25 protein-coding genes are annotated in these 23,850 nt (G+C 65.2%); 5 read left to right on the forward strand and 20 right to left on the reverse strand.

Going from position 1 to position 23,850, the window contains the following annotated elements; all coding sequences use genetic code 11:
• Nucleotide 1: 1 nt before the first annotated feature.
• The 8 genes from fabF to ACV17W_RS07045 all read right to left on the reverse strand — a co-directional run bounded on the left by fabF (nt 2) and on the right by ACV17W_RS07045 (nt 6,537).
• Nucleotides 2–1,231, reverse strand: coding sequence for a beta-ketoacyl-ACP synthase II (gene fabF, locus ACV17W_RS07010; protein WP_462595706.1), 1,230 nt, complete (start codon nt 1,229–1,231; stop codon nt 2–4).
• Nucleotides 1,232–1,407: 176 nt separating this feature from the next.
• Nucleotides 1,408–1,647: an acyl carrier protein gene (gene acpP, locus ACV17W_RS07015; RefSeq protein WP_462595707.1), complete on the reverse strand. Its 240-nt coding sequence runs from the start codon at nt 1,645–1,647 to the stop codon at nt 1,408–1,410.
• Between the two features lie 123 nt (nt 1,648–1,770).
• Complete coding sequence (fabG, locus tag ACV17W_RS07020; protein ID WP_462595708.1) at nt 1,771–2,529, reverse strand: 3-oxoacyl-ACP reductase FabG; 759 nt, start codon at nt 2,527–2,529, stop codon at nt 1,771–1,773.
• Between the two features lie 41 nt (nt 2,530–2,570).
• Complete coding sequence (fabD, locus tag ACV17W_RS07025; protein ID WP_462595709.1) at nt 2,571–3,506, reverse strand: ACP S-malonyltransferase; 936 nt, start codon at nt 3,504–3,506, stop codon at nt 2,571–2,573.
• Nucleotides 3,507–3,589: 83 nt separating this feature from the next.
• Nucleotides 3,590–4,576 (reverse strand): beta-ketoacyl-ACP synthase III, encoded by a 987-nt coding sequence (locus tag ACV17W_RS07030; RefSeq protein ID WP_462595710.1) that lies wholly within the window; start codon nt 4,574–4,576, stop codon nt 3,590–3,592.
• Nucleotides 4,576–5,640, reverse strand: coding sequence for a phosphate acyltransferase PlsX (gene plsX, locus ACV17W_RS07035; RefSeq protein WP_462595711.1), 1,065 nt, complete (start codon nt 5,638–5,640; stop codon nt 4,576–4,578). Before plsX ends, ACV17W_RS07030 begins: the two co-directional genes overlap by 1 nt.
• Before the next feature lie 48 nt (nt 5,641–5,688).
• The gene (gene rpmF, locus ACV17W_RS07040; RefSeq protein ID WP_462595712.1) at nt 5,689–5,871 is read right to left on the reverse strand and encodes a 50S ribosomal protein L32; all 183 of its coding nucleotides are present in this window, start codon (nt 5,869–5,871) and stop codon (nt 5,689–5,691) included.
• 51 nt (nt 5,872–5,922) lie between these two features.
• A complete protein-coding gene (locus tag ACV17W_RS07045; RefSeq protein WP_462595713.1) occupies nt 5,923–6,537 on the reverse strand; it encodes a YceD family protein in 615 nt (204 codons plus the stop codon).
• A gap of 368 nt (nt 6,538–6,905) precedes the next feature.
• Between ACV17W_RS07045 and ACV17W_RS07050 the strand changes: the two genes are divergently transcribed.
• The 3 genes from ACV17W_RS07050 to ACV17W_RS07060 are packed head-to-tail and all read left to right on the forward strand — an operon-like array spanning nt 6,906 to nt 9,042.
• Entirely contained in the window at nt 6,906–7,505 is a 600-nt protein-coding gene (locus ACV17W_RS07050) for a Maf family nucleotide pyrophosphatase (RefSeq protein WP_462595714.1), read from the forward strand.
• Complete coding sequence (locus ACV17W_RS07055) at nt 7,502–8,215, forward strand: SAM-dependent methyltransferase (protein ID WP_462595715.1); 714 nt, start codon at nt 7,502–7,504, stop codon at nt 8,213–8,215. Before ACV17W_RS07050 ends, ACV17W_RS07055 begins: the two co-directional genes overlap by 4 nt.
• A complete protein-coding gene (locus ACV17W_RS07060; protein ID WP_462595716.1) occupies nt 8,215–9,042 on the forward strand; it encodes an N-acetylmuramoyl-L-alanine amidase in 828 nt (275 codons plus the stop codon). Before ACV17W_RS07055 ends, ACV17W_RS07060 begins: the two co-directional genes overlap by 1 nt.
• Before the next feature lie 16 nt (nt 9,043–9,058).
• On the opposite strand, the gene msrQ is transcribed toward ACV17W_RS07060, so the two are convergent.
• From msrQ to ACV17W_RS07080, 4 genes are all read right to left on the reverse strand, one after another.
• A complete protein-coding gene (gene msrQ / locus ACV17W_RS07065) occupies nt 9,059–9,709 on the reverse strand; it encodes a protein-methionine-sulfoxide reductase heme-binding subunit MsrQ (RefSeq protein ID WP_462595717.1) in 651 nt (216 codons plus the stop codon).
• A 10-nt stretch (nt 9,710–9,719) separates the two neighbouring features.
• Entirely contained in the window at nt 9,720–10,685 is a 966-nt protein-coding gene (gene msrP, locus ACV17W_RS07070) for a protein-methionine-sulfoxide reductase catalytic subunit MsrP (protein WP_462595718.1), read from the reverse strand.
• Nucleotides 10,686–10,772: 87 nt separating this feature from the next.
• On the reverse strand, nt 10,773–11,429 hold the full coding sequence (locus ACV17W_RS07075) for an HAD family hydrolase (protein WP_462595719.1): 657 nt from the start codon (nt 11,427–11,429) through the stop codon (nt 10,773–10,775).
• Between the two features lie 2 nt (nt 11,430–11,431).
• Complete coding sequence (locus tag ACV17W_RS07080) at nt 11,432–12,400, reverse strand: RluA family pseudouridine synthase (RefSeq protein ID WP_462595720.1); 969 nt, start codon at nt 12,398–12,400, stop codon at nt 11,432–11,434.
• Between the two features lie 517 nt (nt 12,401–12,917).
• Between ACV17W_RS07080 and ACV17W_RS07085 the strand changes: the two genes are divergently transcribed.
• Together ACV17W_RS07085 and ACV17W_RS07090 are read left to right on the forward strand one after the other, a co-directional pair.
• Complete coding sequence (locus tag ACV17W_RS07085) at nt 12,918–16,079, forward strand: Rne/Rng family ribonuclease (RefSeq protein ID WP_462595721.1); 3,162 nt, start codon at nt 12,918–12,920, stop codon at nt 16,077–16,079.
• Between the two features lie 163 nt (nt 16,080–16,242).
• Complete coding sequence (locus ACV17W_RS07090) at nt 16,243–16,686, forward strand: acyl-CoA thioesterase (RefSeq protein WP_462595722.1); 444 nt, start codon at nt 16,243–16,245, stop codon at nt 16,684–16,686.
• Between the two features lie 147 nt (nt 16,687–16,833).
• On the opposite strand, the gene ACV17W_RS07095 is transcribed toward ACV17W_RS07090, so the two are convergent.
• From ACV17W_RS07095 to trpB, 8 genes are all read right to left on the reverse strand, one after another.
• Complete coding sequence (locus ACV17W_RS07095; RefSeq protein WP_462595723.1) at nt 16,834–17,718, reverse strand: NAD(P)-dependent oxidoreductase; 885 nt, start codon at nt 17,716–17,718, stop codon at nt 16,834–16,836.
• Between the two features lie 59 nt (nt 17,719–17,777).
• Nucleotides 17,778–18,071, reverse strand: a complete 294-nt coding sequence (locus ACV17W_RS07100; protein ID WP_462595724.1) for an NAD-binding protein — start codon at nt 18,069–18,071, stop codon at nt 17,778–17,780.
• Between the two features lie 43 nt (nt 18,072–18,114).
• A complete protein-coding gene (locus tag ACV17W_RS07105) occupies nt 18,115–18,537 on the reverse strand; it encodes a carboxymuconolactone decarboxylase family protein (protein ID WP_462595725.1) in 423 nt (140 codons plus the stop codon).
• Nucleotides 18,538–18,968: 431 nt separating this feature from the next.
• Nucleotides 18,969–19,880: a LysR family transcriptional regulator gene (locus ACV17W_RS07110; protein WP_462595726.1), complete on the reverse strand. Its 912-nt coding sequence runs from the start codon at nt 19,878–19,880 to the stop codon at nt 18,969–18,971.
• 234 nt (nt 19,881–20,114) lie between these two features.
• The gene (locus ACV17W_RS07115; RefSeq protein ID WP_462595727.1) at nt 20,115–20,660 is read right to left on the reverse strand and encodes an acyloxyacyl hydrolase; all 546 of its coding nucleotides are present in this window, start codon (nt 20,658–20,660) and stop codon (nt 20,115–20,117) included.
• A 162-nt stretch (nt 20,661–20,822) separates the two neighbouring features.
• On the reverse strand, nt 20,823–21,698 hold the full coding sequence (accD, locus tag ACV17W_RS07120; RefSeq protein ID WP_462595728.1) for an acetyl-CoA carboxylase, carboxyltransferase subunit beta: 876 nt from the start codon (nt 21,696–21,698) through the stop codon (nt 20,823–20,825).
• A 35-nt stretch (nt 21,699–21,733) separates the two neighbouring features.
• Entirely contained in the window at nt 21,734–22,594 is an 861-nt protein-coding gene (gene trpA, locus ACV17W_RS07125) for a tryptophan synthase subunit alpha (RefSeq protein ID WP_462595729.1), read from the reverse strand.
• Nucleotides 22,595–22,598: 4 nt separating this feature from the next.
• Nucleotides 22,599–23,828, reverse strand: a complete 1,230-nt coding sequence (gene trpB, locus ACV17W_RS07130; protein ID WP_462596491.1) for a tryptophan synthase subunit beta — start codon at nt 23,826–23,828, stop codon at nt 22,599–22,601.
• Between the last annotated feature and the right edge of the window lie 22 nt (nt 23,829–23,850).

The raw sequence follows: 23,850 nt of genomic DNA on the forward strand, positions 1-23,850 counted from the left end.
ATCAGATCCGGCGAACGGCCATGGAGCCGTTGGTGCCGCCGAAACCGAAGGAGTTGGAAATCGCCACGTCGATCTTCATGTCCCGAGCCTCGTTGGCGCAGTAGTCAAGATCGCATTCGGGATCCTGGTTGAAGATGTTGATCGTGGGAGGCGACTTCTGGTTGTATACCGCCAGAGTGGTGAACACGGCCTCGATGCCGCCAGCCGCGCCGAGCAAGTGGCCGGTCATGGATTTGGTGGAGTTGACCACCAATTTGCGGGCATGATCGCCGAATGCCAGCTTGAGCGCGTCGGTTTCGTTCTTGTCACCCAGCGGGGTGGACGTGCCATGGGCGTTGACGTAGTCGACCTCGTCGGCGTTGATGCCGCCATTGCGCAAGGCGTTCAGCACGCCGCGGCGCGGTCCGTCTTTGTCGGGGGCCGTGATGTGATGCGCGTCGGAGCTCATGCCGTAGCCCGCGAATTCACCGTAGATGCGAGCGCCGCGCTTCTTGGCGTGCTCGTATTCTTCGAGGACCAGCACGCCCGCGCCTTCGCCGAGCACAAAGCCGTCGCGATCGCGGTCCCAGGGACGCGAAGCGGTGGTGGGGTCGTCATTGCGGGTGGACAGGGCACGCATGGCTGCAAAGCCGCCGATGCCCAGCGGCGACACCGTGGATTCGGCGCCGCCCGCCACCATGACGTCGGCGTCGCCGTATTCGATCAGGCGTGCCGCATCACCGATGCAGTGCAGGCCGGTGGTGCAGGCCGACACGACGGCATAGCTGGGGCCTTTCATGCCGAAGCGGATCGACAACTGCCCGGAAATCAGGTTGATCAGCGAACCGGGCACGAAGAACGGCGAAATGCGCCGCGGCCCCTTGGCCAGCAGTTCGGTCTGGGTCTCTTCGATGCGCGGCAGGCCGCCGATGCCGGAGCCGACGATGACCCCGATGCGGTCGGCATTGGCTTCGGTGACTTCAAGGCCGCTGTCTTGCCAGGCCTGGATGCCGGCAGCCATGCCGTAATGGATGAAGGTATCCATCTGGCGGGCTTCCTTGGCAGGCATGAACTGCGTGACGTCGAAGCCTTTGACTTCACCTGCGATATGCGTGGTGATGGCCGAGGGATCGAAACGGCTGATGCGGCTGATGCCGGAACGTCCGTTGACGATATTGTCCCAGGCGCTGGAGATGTCGTTGCCCACGGGCGATACGATACCCAGGCCGGTGATGACGACTCGTCGCTTCACGGATGACTCCTAAAACAGACAAAAGAAAGGCGGTTTTCGGATGCGCCGCTCATGCGGCTTGCCTTGCCGCGCAAACGTCACGGACGATTGCGCGCATGGACCGCACGACGCTCCTGAAACCGCCCTGCTTCCGGCCACGCCCGCATGGCGGGTGGGCCGGCATATACAGGATGACCTTATTGCTTGCCGTGCGAAGTGATGTAATCAATCGCTTGCTGCACGGTCGTGATCTTCTCGGCCTCTTCGTCGGGGATCTCGGTCTCGAATTCGTCTTCGAGCGCCATGACCAGCTCAACCATGTCGAGCGAATCGGCACCGAGGTCGTCAAGGAAGGAGGACTCGTTCTTGATCTCGGCTTCGTTGACGCCAAGTTGTTCAGCGACGATCTTCTTGACGCGCTGTTCGATGCTTTCCATGCAGATCTCCAATTGGGGAAAAATCCCGCGAATTATAGCCAAGCGCAGAGGAATGCAAACGCCTGGCCGTGATAAAAATGACTGATGCCTGCGATGTGCCTGGCGCGCCGCGCCGGGCCCGCCTTATTGCATGTACATCCCGCCGTTGACGTGCAGGGTGGTTCCAGTAATGTAACCCGCCTGCGGCCCAGATAAAAATGCCACCGCATGCGCGATGTCAACCGGCGATCCCAGGCGGCCCAGCGGGATTTGCTGCAGCAGCGAGGCCGTCTGGTTCTCACCCAGCGCGCGGGTCATGTCGGTGTCGATGAAGCCCGGCGCCACGCAATTGACGGTGATGTTGCGGCTGCCGAGTTCGCGCGCCAGGGCCCGCGACATGCCCGCGACACCAGCCTTGGCGGCAGCGTAGTTGGCTTGCCCGGCATTGCCACTGGCTCCCACGACCGAGGTCACGTTGATGATACGGCCCCAACGCGCTTTCATCATGCCGCGCAATACGGCGCGCGACAAGCGGAAAACGGCTGCCAGGTTGGTGTCGATGACGGCTGTCCAGTCGTCGTCTTTCATGCGCATGGCGAGGTTGTCGCGCGTGATGCCGGCATTGTTGACGAGGATATGGGGGCCACCGCCGGTTTCTTTGCCCAACGATTCGATGAGCGCATCGCAAGCCTGTGCGTCAGTGACATCCAGCACCACGCCGCGGCCGCCGTACGGCGCCAGGGCCTCGGTGATGGCCTTGGCACCCGAATCGCTGGTGGCCGTGCCCACCACGACAGCGCCGCGGGCGGCCAGTTCGTGCGCAATGGCCTTGCCTATGCCGCGGGTGGCGCCAGTGACCAGCGCCACTTTGCCTTGCAGTTCTGCAGTTTGTTTGTCGTCCATGTGAGTTCCGTTGTGACGCCACGCAGGGGCAGGTTCGCGCCTCAGCCTTGGCCGAGCGTTGCCAGCGCAGCTTCGAGAGAAGCGGGGTCAGTAATGGCAATACCGGTGAGATCGCTGTCGATGCGCCGCGTCAGCCCGTTGAGCACCTTGCCCGGACCACATTCGACGACATGAGTGATGCCCTGAGCCTTCATGGCCTGCAGGGTTTCCACCCAACGCACAGGGTGCCACGCCTGGCGCACCAGCGCGTCGCGAATGGCCGCCGGATCGGCCGGAGCGGCCACGTCGACGTTATTGATGACAGGCACCTGGGGTGCAGCCACGGGGGCCTGCGCCAAGGCACCCGCCAGCACTTCGGCGGCGGGTCGCAGCAGGCTGGAATGGAATGGGGCCGAAACCGGCAACATCAGGGCGCGCTTCGCCCCCGCTGCCTTGGCGGCTTCGCACGCACGCTCCACGGCCACCTTGTGTCCGGCGATGACGACCTGCGCGGGCGCGTTGAAATTGACGGCCTCGACCACCTCGCCCTGCGCAGCCTGGATGCAGGCGGCGCGCACCGCATCGTCGTCCAGGCCGAGTACGGCCGCCATGCCGCCTGTGCCCACCGGCACGGCGGCCTGCATGGCATCGGCGCGCACACGGACCAGGCGCACGGCGTCTTCGAGCGCCAGCGCCCCGGCCGCGGTGAGGGCGGAATACTCACCGAGGCTATGCCCGGCCATGAGGGCGGGCATGGCGCCGCCTGCAGCGCGCCAGGCGGCAAACACGGCCATGCCCGACGCCAGCATGGCCGGCTGAGTGTTGGTGGTGAGATTGAGTTGCTCGGCCGGCCCCTGGGCGATCAGGGCGGCGAGGTCCTGGCCCAGCGCCTGACCGGCGCGCGCCATGACGTCGGCGACGGCCGCATTGCCGGCCCAGGCATCGAGCATGCCGACCGATTGCGAACCCTGGCCAGGAAAGACAAACGCGATTTTCATGTTGATGTATCGACTGTAAGCAGAATCGGTGAGAGTACCGGGCACCCCACCCCGGGCGCCGAGGCCGGGGGTATGCGCCGGCATTACATGCGCGCGAGCACCGAGCCCCATGTAAAGCCGCCGCCCACACCTTGCATCAGTATCAGCTGGCCTGGCTTGATGCGGCCATCACGTCGCGCGGCGTCGAGCGCCAGCGGCACGCTCGCCGCCGACGTATTGGCATGCGAATCGACCGTGATCACGACCTTGTCGGTGGGGACCTGCAGCTTGCGCGCCAGGAAATTCAGAATACGCACATTGGCCTGGTGCGGCACCAGCCAGTCGAGGTCGGAGACTTCGACGCCGGCTTCGGCGCAGACATCGCGCGCCGATCGGTCGAGCACCGTGACAGCCTGCTTGAATACGGCTTGGCCGTCCATGCGCAGGAAAGGGTCGCCGGTGACATCGCCATAGGCCACGTTGCCAGCCGCACACAGAATTTTGGTTTGCGAGCCGTCGGCGTGCAGCTGCGCCGCCATGATGCCGGGCATGGACGAAGCCTTGAGCACTACGGCGCCAGCGCCGTCGCCGAACAGCACGCAGGTGCTGCGGTCGTTCCAGTCGAGTATGCGCGAGAAGACCTCGGCGCCGATCACCACGGCACATCGTGCGCGACCGGCGCGCACGAAGGCATCGGCAGTGCTCAGCGCATACACGAAGCCGCTGCACACGGCCTGCACGTCGAACGCCGCGCCACCCTTGGCCCCTAGATTGGCCTGGACCAGACAGGCCGTGCTGGGAAACACGTAGTCGGGCGTGGAGGTGGCGACGATGATCAGATCGACCTCGCCAGCCTGCACTTCCGCGTCGTCAAGGGCGCGCCGGGCCGCTTCGGTGGCCAGCGTACTGGTGGTCACTCCACGCTCGGCCAGGTGGCGCTGGCGGATGCCAGTGCGTTCGACGATCCATTCGTCGGACGTGGAAATATTGCGGGTGGCCAATTCGGCAGCCAGCTCGTCGTTGGACACGACCCGTTCGGGCAGGAAGCTGCCCGAACCGGCGATCACGGCATATGTCATTGCGGTACCCATCAAACGGTGTCCCCCGCCGTCTCGGGCTGGCCGGAGGCGGCCTCGCCGGTCTGTACGCGCTGAGTGATCAGCACGACGGCCTGGGCGGTGCGTTCTTGCAGTTTACTTACCACGGCTTCGCGCGCGCGCTGCAACGCGAAGCCGAAGGCGTAGGCGTCGGCCGAACCATGGCTCTTGATCACCACGCCGCGCAGGCCCAGCAAGGCCGCGCCGTTGTAGCGGCGGTTGTCGACCCGGTCGCGCAAGCGGTTGAGCACCGGCTTGGCGATGGCGCCGACCAGCAGCGTGACGAGATTGCGCTTGAATTCTTCGCGGATCATGCTGGACAGCATTTTCGCGAGGCCCTCGACCGACTTCAGCACCACGTTGCCGACGAAACCATCGCAGACCACGACGTCGACCGTGCCCTTGAAGATGTCGTTGCCTTCGACGTTGCCGTGGAAATTGAGCGGGCTGTTGCGCAACAGCTCGGCCGCTTCCTTGACCACCTCGTTGCCCTTGATGACTTCTTCGCCGATGTTCAGCAAGCCTACCGAGGGATTGTCGCGATGGTCGACCGCCTGCGTGAGCGCGGCGCCCATGATGGCGAATTGCAGCAGGTGTTCGGCCGTGCAGTCGACGTTGGCGCCCAGGTCGAGCACCGTGGTCGCGCGCCCTGTCTGGTTGGGAATGGAAGTGGCGATGGCCGGACGGTCGATGCCCTCGAGGGTCTTGAGCACGTACCGCGAGATGGCCATCCACGCGCCGGTGTTGCCGGCGGAAATGCAGGCATCGGCACGGCCGTCCTTGACCGCCTGCGCGGCCAGGCGCATGGACGAATCTTTCTTGCGGCGCAGGGCGATCTCGACCGGATCGTCCATGGAGACGACCTCGGTGGCTGGCACGATCTCAAGGCGCTCGCGGGGAGCCGCCTTGTGCTCGGCCAGTGCAGCCTCGATGGCATCGGGCAGCCCGACCAGCAACAGCCGACAATCGGGATATTGCCGGGCGAACTCGACCGCAGCCGGAATCGTGACGGGCAGGCCGAAATCGCCGCCCATACAGTCGATGGCGATGCGTATCACAATTGCGAGTCAGCGCTGCCGTGAATGCGAAACGAGTTTCGCCGCGACTTACTCGTCGGCCTTGGTCTTCAGGACCTTGCGGCCGCGATAGAAGCCGTTGGGGCTGATGTGGTGACGCAGATGCGATTCGCCGGTGGTGGGCTCGATCGCGGTGGGCGGGTTCACCAGAAAATCGTGCGAGCGATGCATGCCACGCTTGGACGGGGACTTCTTGTTTTGTTGAACAGCCATGATGACTCCTAGAAACGGGCCGCATTGTACGCCATGCGGCTCGATGTTGATCTAATCTTTGCGCTTCAATTGTTCGAGCACCGCGAACGGTGACGGACGCTCGATGTCGGGCTCTTGGGAAGCACCGCCATCGTCAGCCTGCGCGCCCGGGCATACGAGATGCTTGGGCACGTATGGAATGCTCAGCACGAGCTCGTCTTCGACCTGGGCCAACAGATCGAAACGATGCGAACCCACCACCTTTTCGGGCAATGAATCCGCAAGTTCCGGTTCTTGCGTATCTAAGGACAGGTCGTCGTCGAGCTCGTCTTCAGACTTGACCAACTGCAGCACTGTCCGGGAATCTATTTCGTAAACAAATGGGGCATTGCAACGCTGGCATACCAACACGGGCCGGGCATGCACGTGCAGGTGCAGCAGTGGCTGCCCTGCCGCCAGTCCGGTTCGAGCCAGCCCCGTACCGGTTTCGCCCTGCACCGACCACGACACCAGCCCGGCTTCGCCAGCAGGCTGCTCGGGCAGGCCCTCGACCGCCCGGGCCAGCCGAACCAGGGGTACAGTACCCTGAAGCCTCGCGCCCTGGCGAGCGAATGCGAACGCATCGATCACGGCGTCCGCCGAAGCGGACCCGCGCGGCCCAGCCGCCCCTGCCCGTTCGTTGCTCATGCCTGTGCCTCTGCTGTTCCTGCTCTGGTGCCTGGTGAGGGGCCGATGTTACCTGGCCGACATGCGTCGCCTGCCACACCGGACCCGCTTGCTTGGGGCCGCCTTGCCAGGCCCGCATGCCTGCCACCCTGCCCGGGTTGCTGCATGGCCGGCCCGCACTGCTTGCCTGGACTGCCGCACTTCGATTAGCCGTACTTGGTATCGCCGCACGTGGTTTTGCCGTACTCGGTATTGCCCTACTTTGCGTTGCCGTACTGCATATTGCGGCACTTGCTGCGCCTGCCGGACGATCGCGGGCCTATTGGCCTGCAAAAATCCCGCAAAACGTTAGATAATACTGTGACTTACGCATTAACGTCAATCGCTGCATGCCCCAAAACCCTACTCGCCTGATCCTGGCTTCGAGCTCGCGCTACCGCCGCGCCCTGCTGGAGCGCCTGCGCCTGCCCTTCGAAACCATTTCGCCGGACGTTGACGAAACGCCGGCGCCCGGAGAAGCCCCTGCCGACCTGGCTCTGCGGCTCTCGGTGGCCAAGGCGCTGGCCGTTGCGCACCGGCATCCGGGTTGCATTGTCATCGGTTCCGACCAAGTGGCGACCGCGGATGGCCAGCCGATTGGCAAGCCTGGCGATTTTATGCGCGCCCAGGCCCAATTGCGCGAACTTGCCGGACGTACCGTGGAATTTCACAGTGCGTTGGCCGTAACTGACGGGCAGCGGATCCAGAAGGCCGATGTGGTCACCCAGTGCCGATTCCGGGCCTTGTCAAACGCCGCCATCGACGCCTATCTGCGCGCAGAAGAACCCTACGATACGGCCGGAAGCGCCAAAGCCGAAAGCCTGGGCATCGCCCTCATGGAATACATCCGCAGTGATGACCCTACCGCCATCATCGGCCTGCCCCTGATCGCCCTGACCGGCATGCTGGCTGACTTCGGCCTACCCCCTCTTCCGGCGGCCGCCCCATGAGCGGCACGCTGCATCTGATTCCGGTTTCGCTGGGGCCGGCCGCGCCCGAGCAATGGCTGCCCGCCGACGCCCGGGCCCTGGCTGGACGGCTCGATACCTACATCGCCGAGAATGCCAAGACGGCACGCGCCTTCCTGAAACAGATCGGCACCGCCCGCCCCTTGCAGGAAATCACGATCCATACCCTGGGCGCCAAGACTGACGCGGGCGAAATCCAGCGCTGGCTCGCACCCATCCGCAGCGGGAACGATGTCGGCCTCGTGTCCGAGGCCGGGTGCCCCGCGGTGGCCGACCCCGGCGCCACCGTGGTGGCAGCGGCCCACCGCATGGGAATCGCCGTGCGCCCATGGGTGGGGCCATCGTCGATTCTGTTGGGCCTGATGGCGAGCGGGCTGGACGGCCAACGCTTTGCTTTTCATGGGTATGCGCCGGTAGACCCCGCCGAGCGCGCCAAACAGCTGCGCACCTGGGAACAGCATTCAGCGCGTCACCACCAGACGCAATTGCTCATCGAGACGCCCTATCGCAACGCGGCGATGTTCGCGACGCTGCTGGCGACGTTGCGGGCCGATACGCGACTGTGCGTGGCCCGGTCGCTGACCACCGAAGACGAATGGGTCCGTACATATTCCATCGCCGACTGGAGAACCCGGACCGCGCCCGATCTGGACAAGCGTCCTACGCTCTTCCTGTACCTGGCGCAGCGCTGATGGCACTGCCACGCACAGGCCGCCGTCTTGCCGCCCTGATGGCCTTGGCAATGGCGCTGAGCGGTTGCGCAGGGCAGCACGCGGTGTCCCGGCTGCACATCGACGACTCGATCACGGCGGTCAGCCAGGACAGCCGCGTGCGCTACATCGTATTGCACTACACGTCGGCACCCACCGCCCGGTCGCTGGAGCTGCTGACGCGAGGCGGCGTCAGTGCGCACTATTTGATCACGGCCGACGAAACACCCCGTATATACCGACTGGTAGACGAAACGCGCAGCGCCTGGCACGCGGGCGCCAGCAGCTGGTACGACCAGGTATCGCTCAACCCGGTATCGATCGGCATCGAACTGGTCAATGGCGGGCGCCTGGATGTCGCGGGCACGGCGCCCGTCTGGCATGCGTACCCCGACGAGCAGATAGATGTGTTGATCCGGCTGCTGCACGAGCTGGTGGCGAGACACGATATCGCGCCCGAGAACGTCGTGGCCCACAGCGACATTGCCCCGCAACGCAAGACTGACCCGGGCCCGCTTTTCCCCTGGAAGCGATTGGCCGAGGCGAGCATAGGCCGCTGGTACGACGAGGCGGCCGCGGCGGCAAACTGGGTGAATCTGCAGGAACGGGGCCTTCCCGACCCGGCATGGTTCCAGCAGCAATTGGCGCGGCTGGGCTATGCCTGCCCGCAGCACGGGCGGCTGGACCGCGCCACCCGCAACGTACTGGCGGCGTTCCAGATGCATTACCGCCCCCACCTTTACGACGGCGCGCCCGACCTCGAGACGGCCGCGATCATGCTGGCCCTGCCGGCACGGCCAGGGCGCTGAGCCGATATCGCCGGCCTCAGGTGCGTCCGGCGCGTGCCCGCAGCGCAGCCACGACGCGCCAGCCCAGCAAAGCCACCAGAACAGCACCGTAGGCCAGCGGCTGCTGGAAATCGTTCTTGCCGGCCTTATGCCACCACAGGTGCACGATGGCCAGCACGCCTATCACGTAAACCGCCCGGTGCAAGGTCTGCCAGCGCCGCCCCATGGCGCGCATGGCGGCCTGCGTGGACGTGGCGGCGAGCGCGACCAGCAGGACAAAACCCGCGAATCCGGCTGTGATGAAAGGCCGTTCGCCGATGTCCTGCAGCATGGAGGCCGGATCCAGGCCGCGGTCCCACCAAACCCAGGCCATGAAGTGCAGGCTGGCGTAGAAAAAGGCGAACAATCCACAGGGGCGCCGCAGGCGCACCAGTGCGGGCTGGCCCAGAATGCGGCGCATCGGCGTGATGGAGAGCGTAACGAGCAGGCACACGAGGGCCCAGGTGCCCGACGAGCGTGTCAGGAATTCCACGGGATTGGCCGTGAGCCCGTTGGTGAACCCCAACCAGAGCCAGCGCACGAATGGCAGCAGGCCGGCGATGAACAAGAGCGGCTTGTAGCGTGCCACGACGCCCGCCGACCATTGCTGGCGGCGGGCAGGGGGCGAGGCGTGGGGCGTGGCTGGCATGCGGGAACCTTCAGTAATTGGCCCGCAGGTCCATACCCTGATAGAGCGAGGCCACCTGATCGGCATAACCGTTGAACATCAGGGTCTTGCGCTTTGGGGTGAACAGGCCGTCTTCGCCAATGCGCCGCTCGGTTGCCTGGCTCCAGCGCGGATGCGGCACTTCCGGATTCACATTGGCGTAGAAGCCGTACTCGCTGGCCGCGGCCTGCATCCAGGAACTGGTAGGCTGGCGCTCGACCAGCCGGATGCGCACCAGCGACTTGGCCGACTTGAAGCCGTATTTCCAGGGTACCGCCAGACGCAGCGGCGCCCCATTCTGGTTGGGCAGCACTTTCCCGTAAAGACCGAACACCAGCAGCGTCAGGGGATGCATGGCCTCGTCCAGGCGCAGGGCTTCGACGTAGGGCCACTGCAAGACCCTGGAGCGCACTCCCGGCATGTTTTCACGCTGCACCACCGTGGTGAATTCGACGTATTTGGCATTACCGGTAGGCTCTACCTGCTTGAGCAGCGTCGCCAGCGAATATCCCACCCAGGGGATCACCATCGACCACCCTTCGACACATCGCAGGCGGTAGACCCGGTCTTCCATGGGGGCGAGCTTGAGCAGCGCATCAATATCGAAGGTCTGCGGGCGTAGCACCTCGCCCTCGATGGCGACAGTCCAGGGGCGGGTCTGGAGCTTGCCGGCGTACCGGGCCGGATCGTCCTTGTCTAGCCCGAACTCGTAGTAGTTGTTGTAGCCGGTGATGTCGGAATAGGACGTCTGCTTGTCCATGACCGAGAACTGCGGGCTGGGGCGGCCTGGCAGTGGCGGGGCATCCTCGGCGTACGCTGGGCGGGCGGCCCACCCGGGCAGACTCGCCGCCGCAGCAAGGGCACCGGCTCGCGCCAGCCAGTCGCGGCGCGATTGCCAGATCGTTTCAGGGGTGATTTCGGACGGCGGCGGCACGGGGCCGGGCTTGCGTATCAACATGACAGTCTCCTGGGGGCTGCGTGGACCGCACGGGCAGCATGCGTAAGACGCATGCCAACCCGGTTTATTCCCTGCCGTGCGCGTTTTTCAGTCGCTGACCCGCGGCAACAGCCATTCGCGCAGCTGAGCCACGCTATCGACAACCGCCTGCGGCTGGCAGCCATGCAGCTCCTGGGGGCTGTGGGCGCCATAGGTCACGCCCAGGCCGTGGACGCCGGCATTGCAGGCCATCTGCAGGTCGTGCGAGGTGTCGCCCACCATCACCACGCGTTCGGGTTCGACCTCGAGTTCTTCCATGAGTTCTTGCAGCATGGCCGGATGCGGCTTGCTGAAGGTTTCATCTGCGGTGCGCGTCGCCTGGAACGTGCCACGCAGGCCCGTAGCGGCCAGCACGCGATCGAGCCCGACACGGCTTTTGCCGGTGGCAACGGCCAGGCGAACCTGCCGCCCCGCCAGCTCGGCCAGCAAGGCCTCGATACCGTCGAAAAGGCGCAGTTCCGGATCGCGCAGCAGATAATGGGTTCGGTAGCGCTCGAGGAAGCGAGGCACCATGGCCTGGGTCAACTCAGGCACGGCGCGGCGCAGGGCGCTTTCGAGGGACAGGCCTATGACCCAGCTGGCCGCCGAGGCGGTGGGCACGGGAAGGTCCAGGTCGCGGCAGGCGCCCTGGATGGCGGCCACGATACCGTTCGTGGAATCCATCAGGGTGCCGTCCCAGTCGAAGACGACCAGCGAATAAGACATGACTACAGGTTCTCCAACTGCTGCAATAGGCTGAGGCAGGTCGCGGGCAGTTCCGCGGTCAGGCGCAGGGGCTGTCCGGTAAGCGGGTGCGGCAGCGTCAATTGGTGGGCATGCAGGAACATGCGATTGAAACCCAGGCGCGCGAAGCGATCGCGCGTCTGATCCGTACCGTATTTGTCGTCGCCCACGATGGGAAAGCCGCTTGCCGCCAGATGCACCCGGATCTGATGGGTACGCCCGGTACGCAACTCGGCGTCAACCAGGCTGTATCCACCGAAGCGCTGCTGTAGTGTAACTATAGTATGCGCTGCCTGACCGGCAGGGTCGGCCCGGACGCGACGCTCGCCGGACTGGGTGGTCCATTTTGTGAGGGCCAGGCGGATGTGCTGGCGGTCGTTGACCCAGTCGCCTTCCACCAGGGCCAGATAATGCTTGTCGCCCTTGCCTTCGCGCAGCATGGCGTGCAGGGCCAGGAGGGCGCTGCGCTTTTTGGCAACCATCAGCAGGCCCGAGGTATCGCGGTCAAGGCGGTGCACGAGCTCGAGAAAGCGCGCCTGCGGGCGGGCCGCGCGCAACTGCTCTATAACGCCGAACGACACGCCGCTGCCCCCGTGCACGGCCACGCCGGCAGGCTTGTCGATCACCAGCAGGGCGTCGTCTTCGAAAACCACGGGAAATTCGGCGCCGGGCACAGGGCGGGCCGCGCCAGGGTCGGGCAGACGCAATGGCGGCACGCGTACCACGTCGCCCGCTGCCACGCGGTAATCGACCTGGATGCGCCCCTTGTTTACCCTGACCTCTCCCCCCCGTATGGCCTTGTACAGATGGCTCTTGGGCACGCCCTTGCACAACCTGAGCAGGAAGTTGTCGATGCGCTGCCCGTCGTGTTCGGGACCGACTTCGACCAGCCTGACGGCGGGGGCGGATGGGTGGGAAGTAGCGGTTTCTTTGCGCATTGCGGAAAGCGACATATAATCGGCACAGCCTTAAGGGGCTGAACAAGCCGCCTGGCGTAGAGATGCAACGGTACGCGTCTCCGTCGAGCGCGCGCAGGTCGTCATTGTACTTGCTGCCTGATCGTTCAGCTCCGGGGCCTCTCGGTCGCCGGCGCAACCGCGCCCTGCCGGATGGTGGTGTGGCACTACATTTGCCCGCCGTCCTGGCAGGTCCGTTGCATGCCGCAAGCGGCTCTGATGCACTGCAAGAATTGTCGCGTAATTAAAGCACCCAGGTGCGTGCAGCCGATCGCTCGCCGCACCTGCCGTTCACAGCAATCCTTTCCGTCAACCACACTTCGTGTTCCTGACCCCCCTGCTGCCAGAACCACGTGCCCCCGGGCACGACGTGCCCGCCTGACCGGCGGCGGCTACGCCTGCGCGCTGCGCCAGGCCGCCGTTTGACGCTTCTTGCCCCGCTTCAGTCCGCAGCCCGAGTGGCCCAAGGTCACGCGCCGATATCGGCGCGTCATGACAACGGAGAACCCCACTCATGAAGCGCATGCTGTTCAATGCAACGCACCAAGAAGAATTGCGCGTTGCCATCGTCGATGGGCAGAAGCTCATCGATCTCGACATCGAAACCGCCGGACGCGAACAGCGCAAAGGCAATATCTACAAAGGTGTCATCACCCGCATCGAACCCGGCCTCGAGGCCTGCTTCGTCAACTACGGCGAAGATCGCCATGGCTTCCTGCCTTTCAAGGAAGTGGCGCGCAGCTATTTCAAAGAAGGCGTCGACGTCCGTTCGGCCCGCATCCAGGACGCCCTGCGGGAAGGCCAGGAACTGATCGTCCAGGTCGAAAAAGAAGAGCGTGGCAACAAGGGCGCCGCCCTGACCACCTTTATTTCGCTGGCGGGCCGCTATCTGGTGCTGATGCCCAACAACCCGCGCGGAGGCGGTGTATCGCGCCGGGTCGAAGGCGAGGATCGCCAGGAACTGCGCGACACCATGGAACAGCTCGAAGTGCCGCAAGGCATGAGCATCATTGCCCGCACCGCCGGCATCGGCCGCAATGTCGAAGAGCTGCAATGGGACCTGTCGTACCTGATGCAACTCTGGACGGCCATCGACTCCGCCGCCCGCGACAACGCCGCCCCCATCCTCATCTATCTGGAATCCAGCCTGGTCATCCGGGCGATCCGCGACTATTTCTCGCCGGAAATCGGCGAAATCCTCATCGACACCGACGAGATCGCCGACCAGGCTACCGCCTTCATGAGCGTGGTAATGCCCGACAACGTGCAGCGCGTGAAGCGCTACCGTGACGACATCCCGCTGTTCTCGCGCTTCCAGATCGAACACCAGATCGAGACCGCCTATTCCCGCACCGTGCAACTGCCTTCGGGCGGTGCCGTGGTCATCGACCACACCGAAGCGCTGGTGGCCGTCGACGTCAACTCTGCCCGTTCGACGCGCGGTTCCGATATCGAAGAAACCGCCTTGCGCACCAACCTTGAGGCGGCCGACGAAGTGGCCCGCCAATTGCGGCTGCGCGACCTGGGCGGCCTGATCGTGATCGATTTCATCGACATGGAAGACGGCAAGAACCAGCGCGCCGTCGAGCAACGCCTGCGCGATGCGCTGCATTTCGACCGCGCTCGTGTGCAAATGGGCAAGATCTCGCGTTTCGGCCTGATGGAACTGTCGCGCCAGCGGCTGCGCCCGGCGCTGAACGAAGGCTCGCACATCACCTGCCCGCGTTGCAACGGCACCGGCGTGATCCGGGACGCCGAATCCAGCGCCCTGCATGTGCTGCGCCTGCTGCAGGAAGAAGCCATGAAGGAAAACACCGCGGCGGTTCACGCCCAGGTGCCGGTCGATGTGGCCACCTTCCTGCTCAACGAAAAGCGCTCCGATATCGCCAAGATGGAAGCGCGCCTTAAGGTCAACCTGGTGCTGATACCCAATAAGCACCTGGAAACGCCGCATCACCAGATCGAACGGCTGCGTCACGACGACCCGCGCCTCGAAGAAGTCAAGACCAGCTTCGAGCTTGCCGAAGCTCCCTCTACCGACATGGCCTGGGCGCCGCGCGACCCCGAGGTCAAGGCCCGCCCCGAGGCGCTGGTCAAGGGCATCACACCGTCGCAGCCCGCTCCCGTTTCGGCGCCGGCCGCGCCGGCCGCGGCGCCTGCCGCGGGCGCCGGTTTCGGTGGTCTGTTCAAGCGCCTGATGAACTGGCTGGGCGGCACGTCCGAGCCCGCTGCGCCAGCCGTGGCGAAAGACGAAGCCAAACGCGGTGGCTCGCGCGCCAAGCGCGGCCACGATGGCCAGGAACGCCGTGGCGAACGCCACGGTTCCGACCGCAATCGTCACCGCCGAGGAGAGGCCCGCGGCGAATCCGCCGAGGCCGACACCGGCGCGCGCGCCGCGACGCGTGGCAACCGCCGGCAAGACGAGCGTGCCGAGCGCCCGCCGCGTGCCGAGCGTGAAACGGCGCGCCCCGAGCGCGCCCTGGCAGCCGATGCAGCCACCGCCGCCACCGCCGACGAGTCGGCGCCGCGTGGCAACCGTGGCCGACGCGGCCGCGGCCGCAACCGCCGTGAGGACTCCGCCCAGCAAGACGCGCCGATGAACGAGCAGGAAGGCATGGTGACGGCCCTGGCCGAAACCGTGGCTACTGCACTGCCGGCCGCGCAAGGCCCGGTCATTGCCGCCGCGCTGAACGAACAAGTCGAGGCCGCAGCCGCGAGCACCGACGCCGAGGCCAACGCGCCCGAAGCCGAGAACGGCGAAGCGGGCTCCGATCCGGAACGCAAGCGCCGCCGCCGTCGCAGCCGCCGCGGTCGCCGCAGCCAGGACGACCAGGTCATGCAGGATGGTGACGAGCAGTCCGACGGCCAGTCCGAAGCCGCGCTGGAGCCGGCCGGCGATGCCGCACCGGGCACGCAGGCGCCTGCGGTTGCTGCGGGCGCCGCGGCGCTGGACCTGTCTGATGTCTCCAACGCTGCAGCAGTGGCGCAAGGCACGCCGGAAATCGCCGTGCCGGCCCCCCGGCTGGCCGCGGCTGAAACCGCCGCCGTGCAGGCGATCGACGAGCCTGTCGCGGCCGTTACGGCTCCGCAAGCACGTTCGGAACATGCCCCTGCCGGCGGGGAGCCTGTGGCTGAAAATCTGGCGGCCGAAGTCCCAGCCACCGAAGCCGCGGCCACCGAAGCCCCGGCCGCTGAAGTGCGCGCCGAGGACGTCCCGGCCGTGGAAACGCCTGCGGCTGCAGCGCCCGCCGCTGACGCCCCTGCGGCCGAAGCGCCTGTCGTGACGCCCGCCGCAGCCACGCCGGTGGAAGCTGACGTGCCGGCCACGCCGGTTCCGGCAGTGACCGAGGCCGCTCCGGAACCGAAGCCTGTCGAAGCGGCGCCGGCTCAAACCGCGGCTGCCACCCCGGCCGCCGCCGAGCCTGCCACTGAAAGTGCTCCCGTTGCGCAACCCATCGTGGTGCCCGCGGCCGTGCCTGCCACCTCGAGCCAGGCCTTGCACGAAGTGGTCAGCGCCACCGGGCTGAAGTGGGTCGAAACCGACCCCGAACGCCTGGCGCAGACGCAGCAGCGCATTGCCGCCAGCCACGCTCCGGTGCGTCTGGGTCGCGAGCGCAAGCCAGTGGCGCCGGTTTCCAATGCGCCGCTGGTGCAGGTGGAAACGCAGCGCCCCTGAACGCGCGGCCGCAAGGCCGCCGCTGAAAACGCCGGCCTCGCGCCGGCGTTTTTCTTGGCGCCTGCCGCGCAGAGGCCGGTTCGGACCGCGCGTCGCGGTAGACTCGCAGCTGAACGAATCGGCGCGCCGCTGTCGGCGTCCCACGGCAAATCACGGAGCCTGCATGACCGACCGGCTGATCGCCGAAGGCCGAGAAGCCTACCGGCACTTCACCCACATTGCCACGCGCTGGATGGACAACGACGTCTACGGCCATGTCAACAATGTGGTGTACTACTCGTGGTTCGACACCGCCGTGAACGGCATGCTGATCGCCGAAGGCCTGGCCGGAAGCACGTCCCGAGGCGCCATCGGTCTGGTGGTGAGTACGCAGTGCCAGTATTTCAAGCCAGTATCGTTTCCCACCCCGGTCGAGATCGGACTGCGAATCCACCGCATCGGCGGCAGCAGCATCACTTATCACCTGGGGGTGTTTACCGCACAGGGCGCGGCCAGCCATGCCAGCGGAATCTTTACCCACGCCTATGTCGACCCGGCCTCGCGCCGACCGGTCGCCGTGCCGGCGCGGCATCGCGAACGGCTCGTGCATTACCTCCTGCCTGCGTAAGCGCCGTTTGTTGCGGCCCGGATCTTGCATCGTGACCGGCTGCGCCAGAGCGGCCGTCGTCAGTCGCCGCGCGCGCCCGACTTCTCGAACACGGCGGCCCACTTTCGATATCCGGTTTCCGCCTCGATTCAAATCGGCGTTACAGGATCAAGCCCGCACTTCGACCCCGGCCCACGATTCGACCACCCGGCACACCGACGTGTAGTCCGAACCTGCTCCGTAGACGGAATTCGTGATGGCCAGCATCTGCCGTACGGCGGCGCCCACCACCATGGGCACGCCCAACTGCTCGGCCTCGTCGATGCACAGGCGCACGTCCTTGTAGGCCAAGCCGGTGCCGAAGCCATAATCGAATGTGCCCGGCAGCACCGCCCGCGGAAACTTGTCCTGGGTGGCGCTGTTGCGGCCCGATCCGGCATTGATGATGTCGAGCATCACACGCGGATCGAGCCCGCTCTTGACCCCCATGGCCATCGCTTCGGACGAAATGGCAATCGCGGCGGCCGACAGCAGGTTGTTGGCCAGTTTCATGGTCTGCGCCTGCCCGGCCTTCTCGCCCACATGGAAGAGCTTGCCGAACGTGCCCAGCAGAGCCTGCACGTCATCGAACTCTTCCGCTGGGCACGACACCATCACAGCCAGTGTGCCTGCACGCGCCCCAGGCACACCGCCACTGACGGGCGCATCGACGTAGGCAATACCGCGTTCTCGAAGTACCGCGGCTGCGCTCGACGCAGCCGCGGGGCCGATGGTCGAGAAATCGACCACGCGCTTGACCGCCGACCCCGTGGTCAGCCGTGCCGCCACTTCCTGCACCATGGGCGGCGCGGGCAGGCTCAGCAGCACCGTGGCGGCGCCGTCCGCCACTTCCGGGATAGACGCGGCCGATCTGGCGCCCAGCCGCACCAGCTCGTCTGCCGCGCGGCTGTCGATGTCGTACACAAGCACGTCTCTGCCGGCATCGATCAGGCGGCGCGCCATGGGTCGACCCATATTGCCCAAACCAATAAAACCTACTGTGTCGTTCTTCATGTCTCCTCGCTGGCGGGGGTCAAACGGTGGCAATCAAAGTTGGATATCCAAGGCGGATATCAAAGGGGCATATCAGACAGTGGGTACCAATGCCCGGCCGTCGTCACGCATGGGGTGCCGCTCCAGCCTCGCCGGGGGTCGCGCCCACCTGTACACCGACCCATTGCTCCAGGGTCTTCACGATGGACGTGGACTTCGTCCGGGCCGACCTGCAGCACCGTCTGCTTCGAGAGTCGGTCGACGGCCGTGCCCACCCAGAGCGGCACCTGCAGTTCCTCGGCCATTTCCATGCACAGGCGCACATCCTTGCGCATCAAGGCGTTGGCGATTCCATTGTCGAAGGTGCGCGGCAATACATACCTGGGAAAGCGATCTTCGGTGGCTGCGTGGCGACGGTCATGGCTGCGCCTCCTGGCGCTGTTCCAGGTACTGGCGGATAACGGGCGTGGCGACGCGGAAACCTTCTACGCCAGCGGGCACGCCGGCATAAACGGCGGCCTGCAGCAGCGTTTCCTGAATTTCTTCTGGCGAACAATCATTGCCCAGCGCAGCGCGCACGTGCAGTTCGAGTTCTTTCGACCGATTCAGCGCACTCAGCATTGCGATGTTCAACAGACTGCGCACTTTGCGCGGCAAGCCGGGACGACCCCAGATTTCGCCCCAGCAATATTCCGTGGCCAGTTGCTGCATGGGCTGATTGAACGCGTCGGCGCCCCACACCGCGGCGTCGATCTTCGCTTTGCCCAGCAATTGCTCGCGGATCTCCAATCCTTTTTCAAAATTCTCGTTCCTGCGATATGGCGGTGTCTGCGTCGTCATGGCTTCACTCGTCGGTAGAAAATGAACGCGGGCCGACGCCCGGCGTCCGGTTGTCTCATCGCGGCGGTTTCTGGTTGAACCGGACCACATTGCCTTCGAAGGCGGGCTCGCCGCGCAATCGCGGTCATGCCTCCTCCTTTCTTCATTCTGCAGGCGCGACAAGTTGCAGGCGCGACAAGCGGCCGGCGGGGATTCAACCCGCCTGTATATCAACGCATGGTGTAGAAACGCACCCACCCGGCCGAGTGGGGCCGGCCGCCTGTCCCGCGTACAGGGTCAGCCCGGAAGTCATCCGCAGCGCCTGCACGCAGTTGACGCAAGTGCCTACGCGGTGCGGGACCGGATCGTTGCCGTTGCAAGCAGTATATAGACGGCAATACGGCCGGCAAGTGCGATTTCATCAATCGCCATTAGCAGGATTCGAAGGGGCATCAGACCGCCGCGCCGGGCGCCCGGGCTGGTTGGGATCCGGCCAGGAAAGTCAGCAGTTCCTGCGTGGGCGCGTCGATCTCGCCGGGCCGTACGCAGAGCAGGATCTTGCGTTCCACCCAGGGGTCGCTGACCTCGATCATGCGGATGCGCAGGCTGGGCACATAACTGACCGCGGCCGCGCTGGACAGCATGCCTATGCCCAGGCCCGCCTCGACCATGCGGCATAAAGCCTCGAAGCTCTGCGTCTGCGCGCGCAGCCTCAGGTTCTTGCCGTGCACGGTAGCCGCCGACAGCATGCGGTCGGTCTGCAAGGCATTGGTGTCCAACCCGATGAAGTCGTAGTCGAGCAAGTCCTGGAACGGCACGCGCTCGGCCTGCAAGGGATGATCCTGCGGCACGATGATGCAGAGGCGGTCGACCTTGTAAGGGTAGACATCCAGCCCTTCGAGCACCGCACCTTCCATGACAATGCCGATGTCACCCGCGCCTTCGTGGATATAACCGGGAATGTCGGCGCTGCGCCGTTCACAGACCTCAACCTTGACCTGAGGGCGCGAAACACCGAAACGCGCCAGTTCCTGCGGCAAGCCCTGAGCCATGGCAGTAGTGTTCACGAACAGGCGCACGCAGCCCCGTATGCCGCCTACGTAATCGGCCAGCTCATGCTGCACCCGTTCGATTTCGTGCATCACCTTGTCGACCCCCCGCGCCACGATGATGCCTGCCGGCGTGGGTTCGATGCCGCCACCGGGCGGCCGCCCGAAGAATTCGATGCCGAACTGGTGTTCCAGCAGAGATATGCGCCGGCTGGCCGCAGACAGCGTGATATGCATGCGCTCGGCCGCCTTCGACAGGCTGCGGCTTTCCACAGCATGGCGCAACAGGGCCAGGGAAACGAGATCGGGCAGCATGGGCTCGCGGATGGGCCCTCTGGGCCAGTAAAAAGATGACCGTGGCCCTGCCCGGGTTCGGCTCGAGCCGAGTGGCCTGGGCGAGGCCGGACCGGGCGGGAGGGGTCTGCCAGGCTGCACCCGGCCGGCCATGGCCGTCGTGCCTTCCCGGCCGGACCTGCGGCAGGGATGTCTCGCAGCCGGTCAAGGACCACCACGCCTGGGGCCCGAAGGCCGCCAAGGCGCGGTTGCGGATCAGAACTGGTACGAGTAGGTGAGCTGGACGACGTCCAGGCCCGGATTGGGTCGCTTGATGCTGGCGTTCGAGAAATGCGAGTAACGCAGTCCGAGGCGGTTGTTCGGAGTGACCATGAAACCCAGGCCCAGGTGATCACCGAACTGGAAGGCCGTGCTGATCCTTTCGTCGGCGAACTTGGTGCTGGTAAACGCCGTGGCGCCGATGCCGGCCTCGACGTAGAAGCGTTCGGTCATCCACCAGCGAAACATGGGAATGGCATTGAACTGCCACACGTTGCTGGGCGAGCGAGATCCGTTGGCCCACCAGTAGGCGACCCCGAATTCGCCGGTGAGGTCGAGCCGACCCCAGTTTCCGCCAAACCGGTAGAGTTCCATACTGGGCGTTTCATACACCAGTTCGGCGCGCTGGTACTTGTCGCCCACGCCATAGTGCAGCCCGATACCGCCCTGGGTCGATTCCTGGGCCTGCACCGAACATGCCAGACCTGCCAAAACCAGGGCGGCCAAGCCTGCCCGTGGATTTTTATTATTGCGCTTCAGCATGAATGCTCCTGTTTTTTTCAAGCACCAGTAAACATAGCAGAAAATCCCCCCGCCCTTGCGACCCGGCCAAGCCAAACGGCCATGATGGGGCCGAAAAGCCACAGGCCGGCTGAATCAGCCGGCCCGCAAAGCTGACGCAAGCGCCAGCATGGCTTGGCGCTATCAGGCCGCGACGACGTCCGCCGGCTGATCGGTCAGCAAAGCCAGCAGCCGGGCGATTTCTTCACGCAACTGGCGGCGGTCGACCACCATGTCGATCGCGCCTTTTTGCAACAGGAACTCGGCTCGCTGGAAGCCTTCGGGCAGCTTCTCGCGCACCGTCTGTTCGATGACCCGCGGCCCGGCGAATCCGATCAGCGCCTTGGGTTCGGCAATCACCACATCGCCCATGAAAGCGAAGCTGGCCGACACCCCGCCCATGGTGGGGTCGGTCAGCACGCTGATGAAGGGCAGCCCTGCGGCGGACAGGCGCGTCAGCATCGCGTTGGTCTTGGCCATCTGCATCAGCGACAACAGGCTTTCCTGCATGCGGGCGCCGCCCGAAGCGGCCACACAGATGAACGGCGTCTTGTTGTCCAGGGCTGCCTGGGCGCCGCGGGCGAAGCGTTCACCCACCACCGATCCCATTGACCCGCCCATGAACTCGAATTCGAAGCAGGCCACCACGGCGGGCACCCCGCGAATCGAACCGCTCATCACCACCAGCGCGTCGGTTTCGCCCGTCTGCTTGATGGCTTCCTGGACGCGCTCGGGATACTTGCGCGTGTCCTTGAACTTCAGCGAATCGACCGAACGCGTGTTCTGGCCGATCTCGACGCGGCCCTCGACATCGAGCAGCGAATCGATCCGGGCACGCGAGCCGATGCGCATATGGTGATCGCACTTGGGGCATACGTGCAGGTTCGCGGCCAGGTCTTCGTTGTAGAGCACCGACTCGCAGGACGGGCACTTCACCCACAGGCCTTCGGGAACGCGGCGCGCCCCGCTGTCGTTCGATTTGTTGATACGCGGCGGCAGGAGTTTTTCGATCCAGCTCATGGTCTTTCTTCCGTAGTGGGCAACGCGCGGCGGCTTCAGGCCTGCGAGCTGCCTCGTTTGACTTGATCGAGCGCCTGCCTGATACCTGCCAGCCACTGGCTGGCGGCGTCGATGGCGACCTCGTTCTGCTTGCCGGCAGGCGCGGTGGCTGCAGCCTGCTCCATGGTTTCGATCAGCTTGCTGCCGATGACGACGGCGTCGGCGACGCGCGCAATATTCTGTGCGCTGGCCGCGTCACGGATGCCGAAACCGACTCCGACAGGAATACTTACGTGCTTGCGGATCAGCGCCAGCCGTGCCGCGACGTCGTCGGTATTCAGACTGCCCGAGCCAGTCACGCCTTTCAGCGAGACGTAATACACGTAGCCGCGCGCGATGTTGGCAATAGCCTGGATGCGCGCATCGGTGGACGTGGGTGCTAGCAGGAAAATCGGCGCGATGCCGTTGGCATCGAGCTGCGCGGCGAATTCGTCGATCTCTTCGGGCGGATAGTCGACCACCAGCACGCCGTCGACGCCCGCCTGCCGGGCGGATTGCACGAAATTCTGCTGCCCCATGCGTTCAATGGGATTGGCATAGCCCATCAGCACGACTGGGGTGGTGGCGTCCTTGCTGCGAAACTCGGCCACCAGTTCCAGCACCCGGCGCAAACCTACGCCCTGGGCAATGGCGCGCTCGGCGGCCCGCTGGATGACCGGGCCGTCCGCCATGGGATCGGAGAACGGTACGCCAAGCTCGACGATGTCGGCGCCGGCCTGCACCAGCGCGTGCATCAGCGGCACCGTGGCCTGCGGCGCGGGATCGCCGGCGGCAATATAGGGAATCAGCGCGGCAGAGCGGCCGGATTCGGCCACTCGGGAAAACGCCGCAGCGATGCGATCGTTGGGGGTTGTCATGGTGTCAGAACTGTATGCCCGCGCGTTCGGCGACGGTATGCATGTCTTTGTCGCCGCGGCCCGACAAATTGACCAGAATGATCTTGTCCTGCGGCAAGGTGGGCGCCATTTTCACCGCCTGCGCAATGGCGTGCGAAGACTCGAGCGCCGGCATGATGCCTTCGATGCGGCAGCAGTCGTGGAAGGCGGTCAGCGCCTCTTCGTCGGTAATGCCCACGTACTGTGCGCGTCCGCTGTCTTTCAGCCAGGCGTGTTCGGGGCCCACGCCGGGGTAATCAAGCCCGGCGGACACGGAATGGGTTTCCTGGACCTGGCCGTCGGCGTTCTGCATGACGTAGGTGCGATTGCCGTGCAGCACCCCGACCTGGCCCGCGGCCAGCGACGCCGCGTGGCGGCCGCTGTCCATGCCTTCGCCCGCCGCTTCCACACCCACGAGTTGCACCTGTTCGTAGGGGATATAGGGGTAGAAAATACCCATCGCGTTCGAACCGCCCCCGACCGAAGCCACCACGTAATCTGGCTGGCGGCCTGCGTCTTTGGGCATCTGCTCGATACATTCCTGGCCGATGACGGCCTGGAAATCGCGCACCATGCGCGGATAGGGGTCGGGCCCCGCCACCGTGCCGATGATGTAGAAGGTGTTTTCGATATTGGTGACCCAGTCGCGCATGGCTTCGTTGAGCGCGTCTTTCAGCGTGCGCGAGCCCGACTCGACCGGCACCACCGTGGCGCCCAGCAATTTCATGCGGTACACGTTGGAAGCCTGGCGCCGGACATCTTCGCTGCCCATGTAGACCACGCATTCCATGCCATACCGCGCCGCGACCGTGGCGGTGGCCACGCCATGCTGACCCGCGCCGGTCTCGGCAATGACCCGCGGCTTGCCCATGTGGCGAGCCAGCAGCGCCTGCCCGATGCAGTTGTTGATTTTGTGCGCGCCGGTATGGTTGAGATCTTCGCGCTTGAGCCAGATCTGCGCGCCACCCAGTTCGCGCGACCAGCGCGCAGCGTGGTAGAGGGGGCTGGGCCGTCCCACGAAATGCGCGAGCTCGTAGTTGAGCTCTTCGATGAACTTGGGATCGAGGCGGGAACGGTCGTACGCCGTACGCAATTCGTCGAGCGCATGCATCAGCGTTTCGGCAACGAACACGCCGCCGTACGGGCCGAAATGGCCCTGGGCATCTGGAAGGTCGTAAGAATTCACCAGTTTCTCCTGGGCCGGCGGCCAACACATCGTCTGCCGCATAGCCCGCTAC

This window comes from Bordetella sp. MIP270_01_BMS (assembly GCF_054958705.1).

Excerpts from the sequence above, each read along its gene's own strand:
- acpP (WP_462595707.1), bottom strand. The coding sequence starts at position 1,647 with ATGGAAAGCATCGAACAGCGCGTCAAGAAGATCGTCGCTGAACAACTT.
- fabG (WP_462595708.1), bottom strand. The coding sequence starts at position 2,529 with ATGGACGACAAACAAACTGCAGAACTGCAAGGCAAAGTGGCGCTGGTC.
- fabD (WP_462595709.1), bottom strand. The coding sequence starts at position 3,506 with ATGAAAATCGCGTTTGTCTTTCCTGGCCAGGGTTCGCAATCGGTCGGC.
- ACV17W_RS07030 (WP_462595710.1), bottom strand. The coding sequence starts at position 4,576 with ATGGGTACCGCAATGACATATGCCGTGATCGCCGGTTCGGGCAGCTTC.
- rpmF (WP_462595712.1), bottom strand. The coding sequence starts at position 5,871 with ATGGCTGTTCAACAAAACAAGAAGTCCCCGTCCAAGCGTGGCATGCAT.
- ACV17W_RS07045 (WP_462595713.1), bottom strand. The coding sequence starts at position 6,537 with ATGAGCAACGAACGGGCAGGGGCGGCTGGGCCGCGCGGGTCCGCTTCG.
- ACV17W_RS07050 (WP_462595714.1), top strand. The coding sequence starts at position 6,906 with ATGCCCCAAAACCCTACTCGCCTGATCCTGGCTTCGAGCTCGCGCTAC.
- ACV17W_RS07055 (WP_462595715.1), top strand. The coding sequence starts at position 7,502 with ATGAGCGGCACGCTGCATCTGATTCCGGTTTCGCTGGGGCCGGCCGCG.
- ACV17W_RS07060 (WP_462595716.1), top strand. The coding sequence starts at position 8,215 with ATGGCACTGCCACGCACAGGCCGCCGTCTTGCCGCCCTGATGGCCTTG.
- msrQ (WP_462595717.1), bottom strand. The coding sequence starts at position 9,709 with ATGCCAGCCACGCCCCACGCCTCGCCCCCTGCCCGCCGCCAGCAATGG.
- msrP (WP_462595718.1), bottom strand. The coding sequence starts at position 10,685 with ATGTTGATACGCAAGCCCGGCCCCGTGCCGCCGCCGTCCGAAATCACC.
- ACV17W_RS07075 (WP_462595719.1), bottom strand. The coding sequence starts at position 11,429 with ATGTCTTATTCGCTGGTCGTCTTCGACTGGGACGGCACCCTGATGGAT.
- ACV17W_RS07080 (WP_462595720.1), bottom strand. The coding sequence starts at position 12,400 with ATGTCGCTTTCCGCAATGCGCAAAGAAACCGCTACTTCCCACCCATCC.
- ACV17W_RS07085 (WP_462595721.1), top strand. The coding sequence starts at position 12,918 with ATGAAGCGCATGCTGTTCAATGCAACGCACCAAGAAGAATTGCGCGTT.
- ACV17W_RS07090 (WP_462595722.1), top strand. The coding sequence starts at position 16,243 with ATGACCGACCGGCTGATCGCCGAAGGCCGAGAAGCCTACCGGCACTTC.
- ACV17W_RS07095 (WP_462595723.1), bottom strand. The coding sequence starts at position 17,718 with ATGAAGAACGACACAGTAGGTTTTATTGGTTTGGGCAATATGGGTCGA.
- ACV17W_RS07105 (WP_462595725.1), bottom strand. The coding sequence starts at position 18,537 with ATGACGACGCAGACACCGCCATATCGCAGGAACGAGAATTTTGAAAAA.
- ACV17W_RS07110 (WP_462595726.1), bottom strand. The coding sequence starts at position 19,880 with ATGCTGCCCGATCTCGTTTCCCTGGCCCTGTTGCGCCATGCTGTGGAA.
- ACV17W_RS07115 (WP_462595727.1), bottom strand. The coding sequence starts at position 20,660 with ATGCTGAAGCGCAATAATAAAAATCCACGGGCAGGCTTGGCCGCCCTG.
- accD (WP_462595728.1), bottom strand. The coding sequence starts at position 21,698 with ATGAGCTGGATCGAAAAACTCCTGCCGCCGCGTATCAACAAATCGAAC.
- trpA (WP_462595729.1), bottom strand. The coding sequence starts at position 22,594 with ATGACAACCCCCAACGATCGCATCGCTGCGGCGTTTTCCCGAGTGGCC.
- trpB (WP_462596491.1), bottom strand. The coding sequence starts at position 23,828 with ATGTGTTGGCCGCCGGCCCAGGAGAAACTGGTGAATTCTTACGACCTT.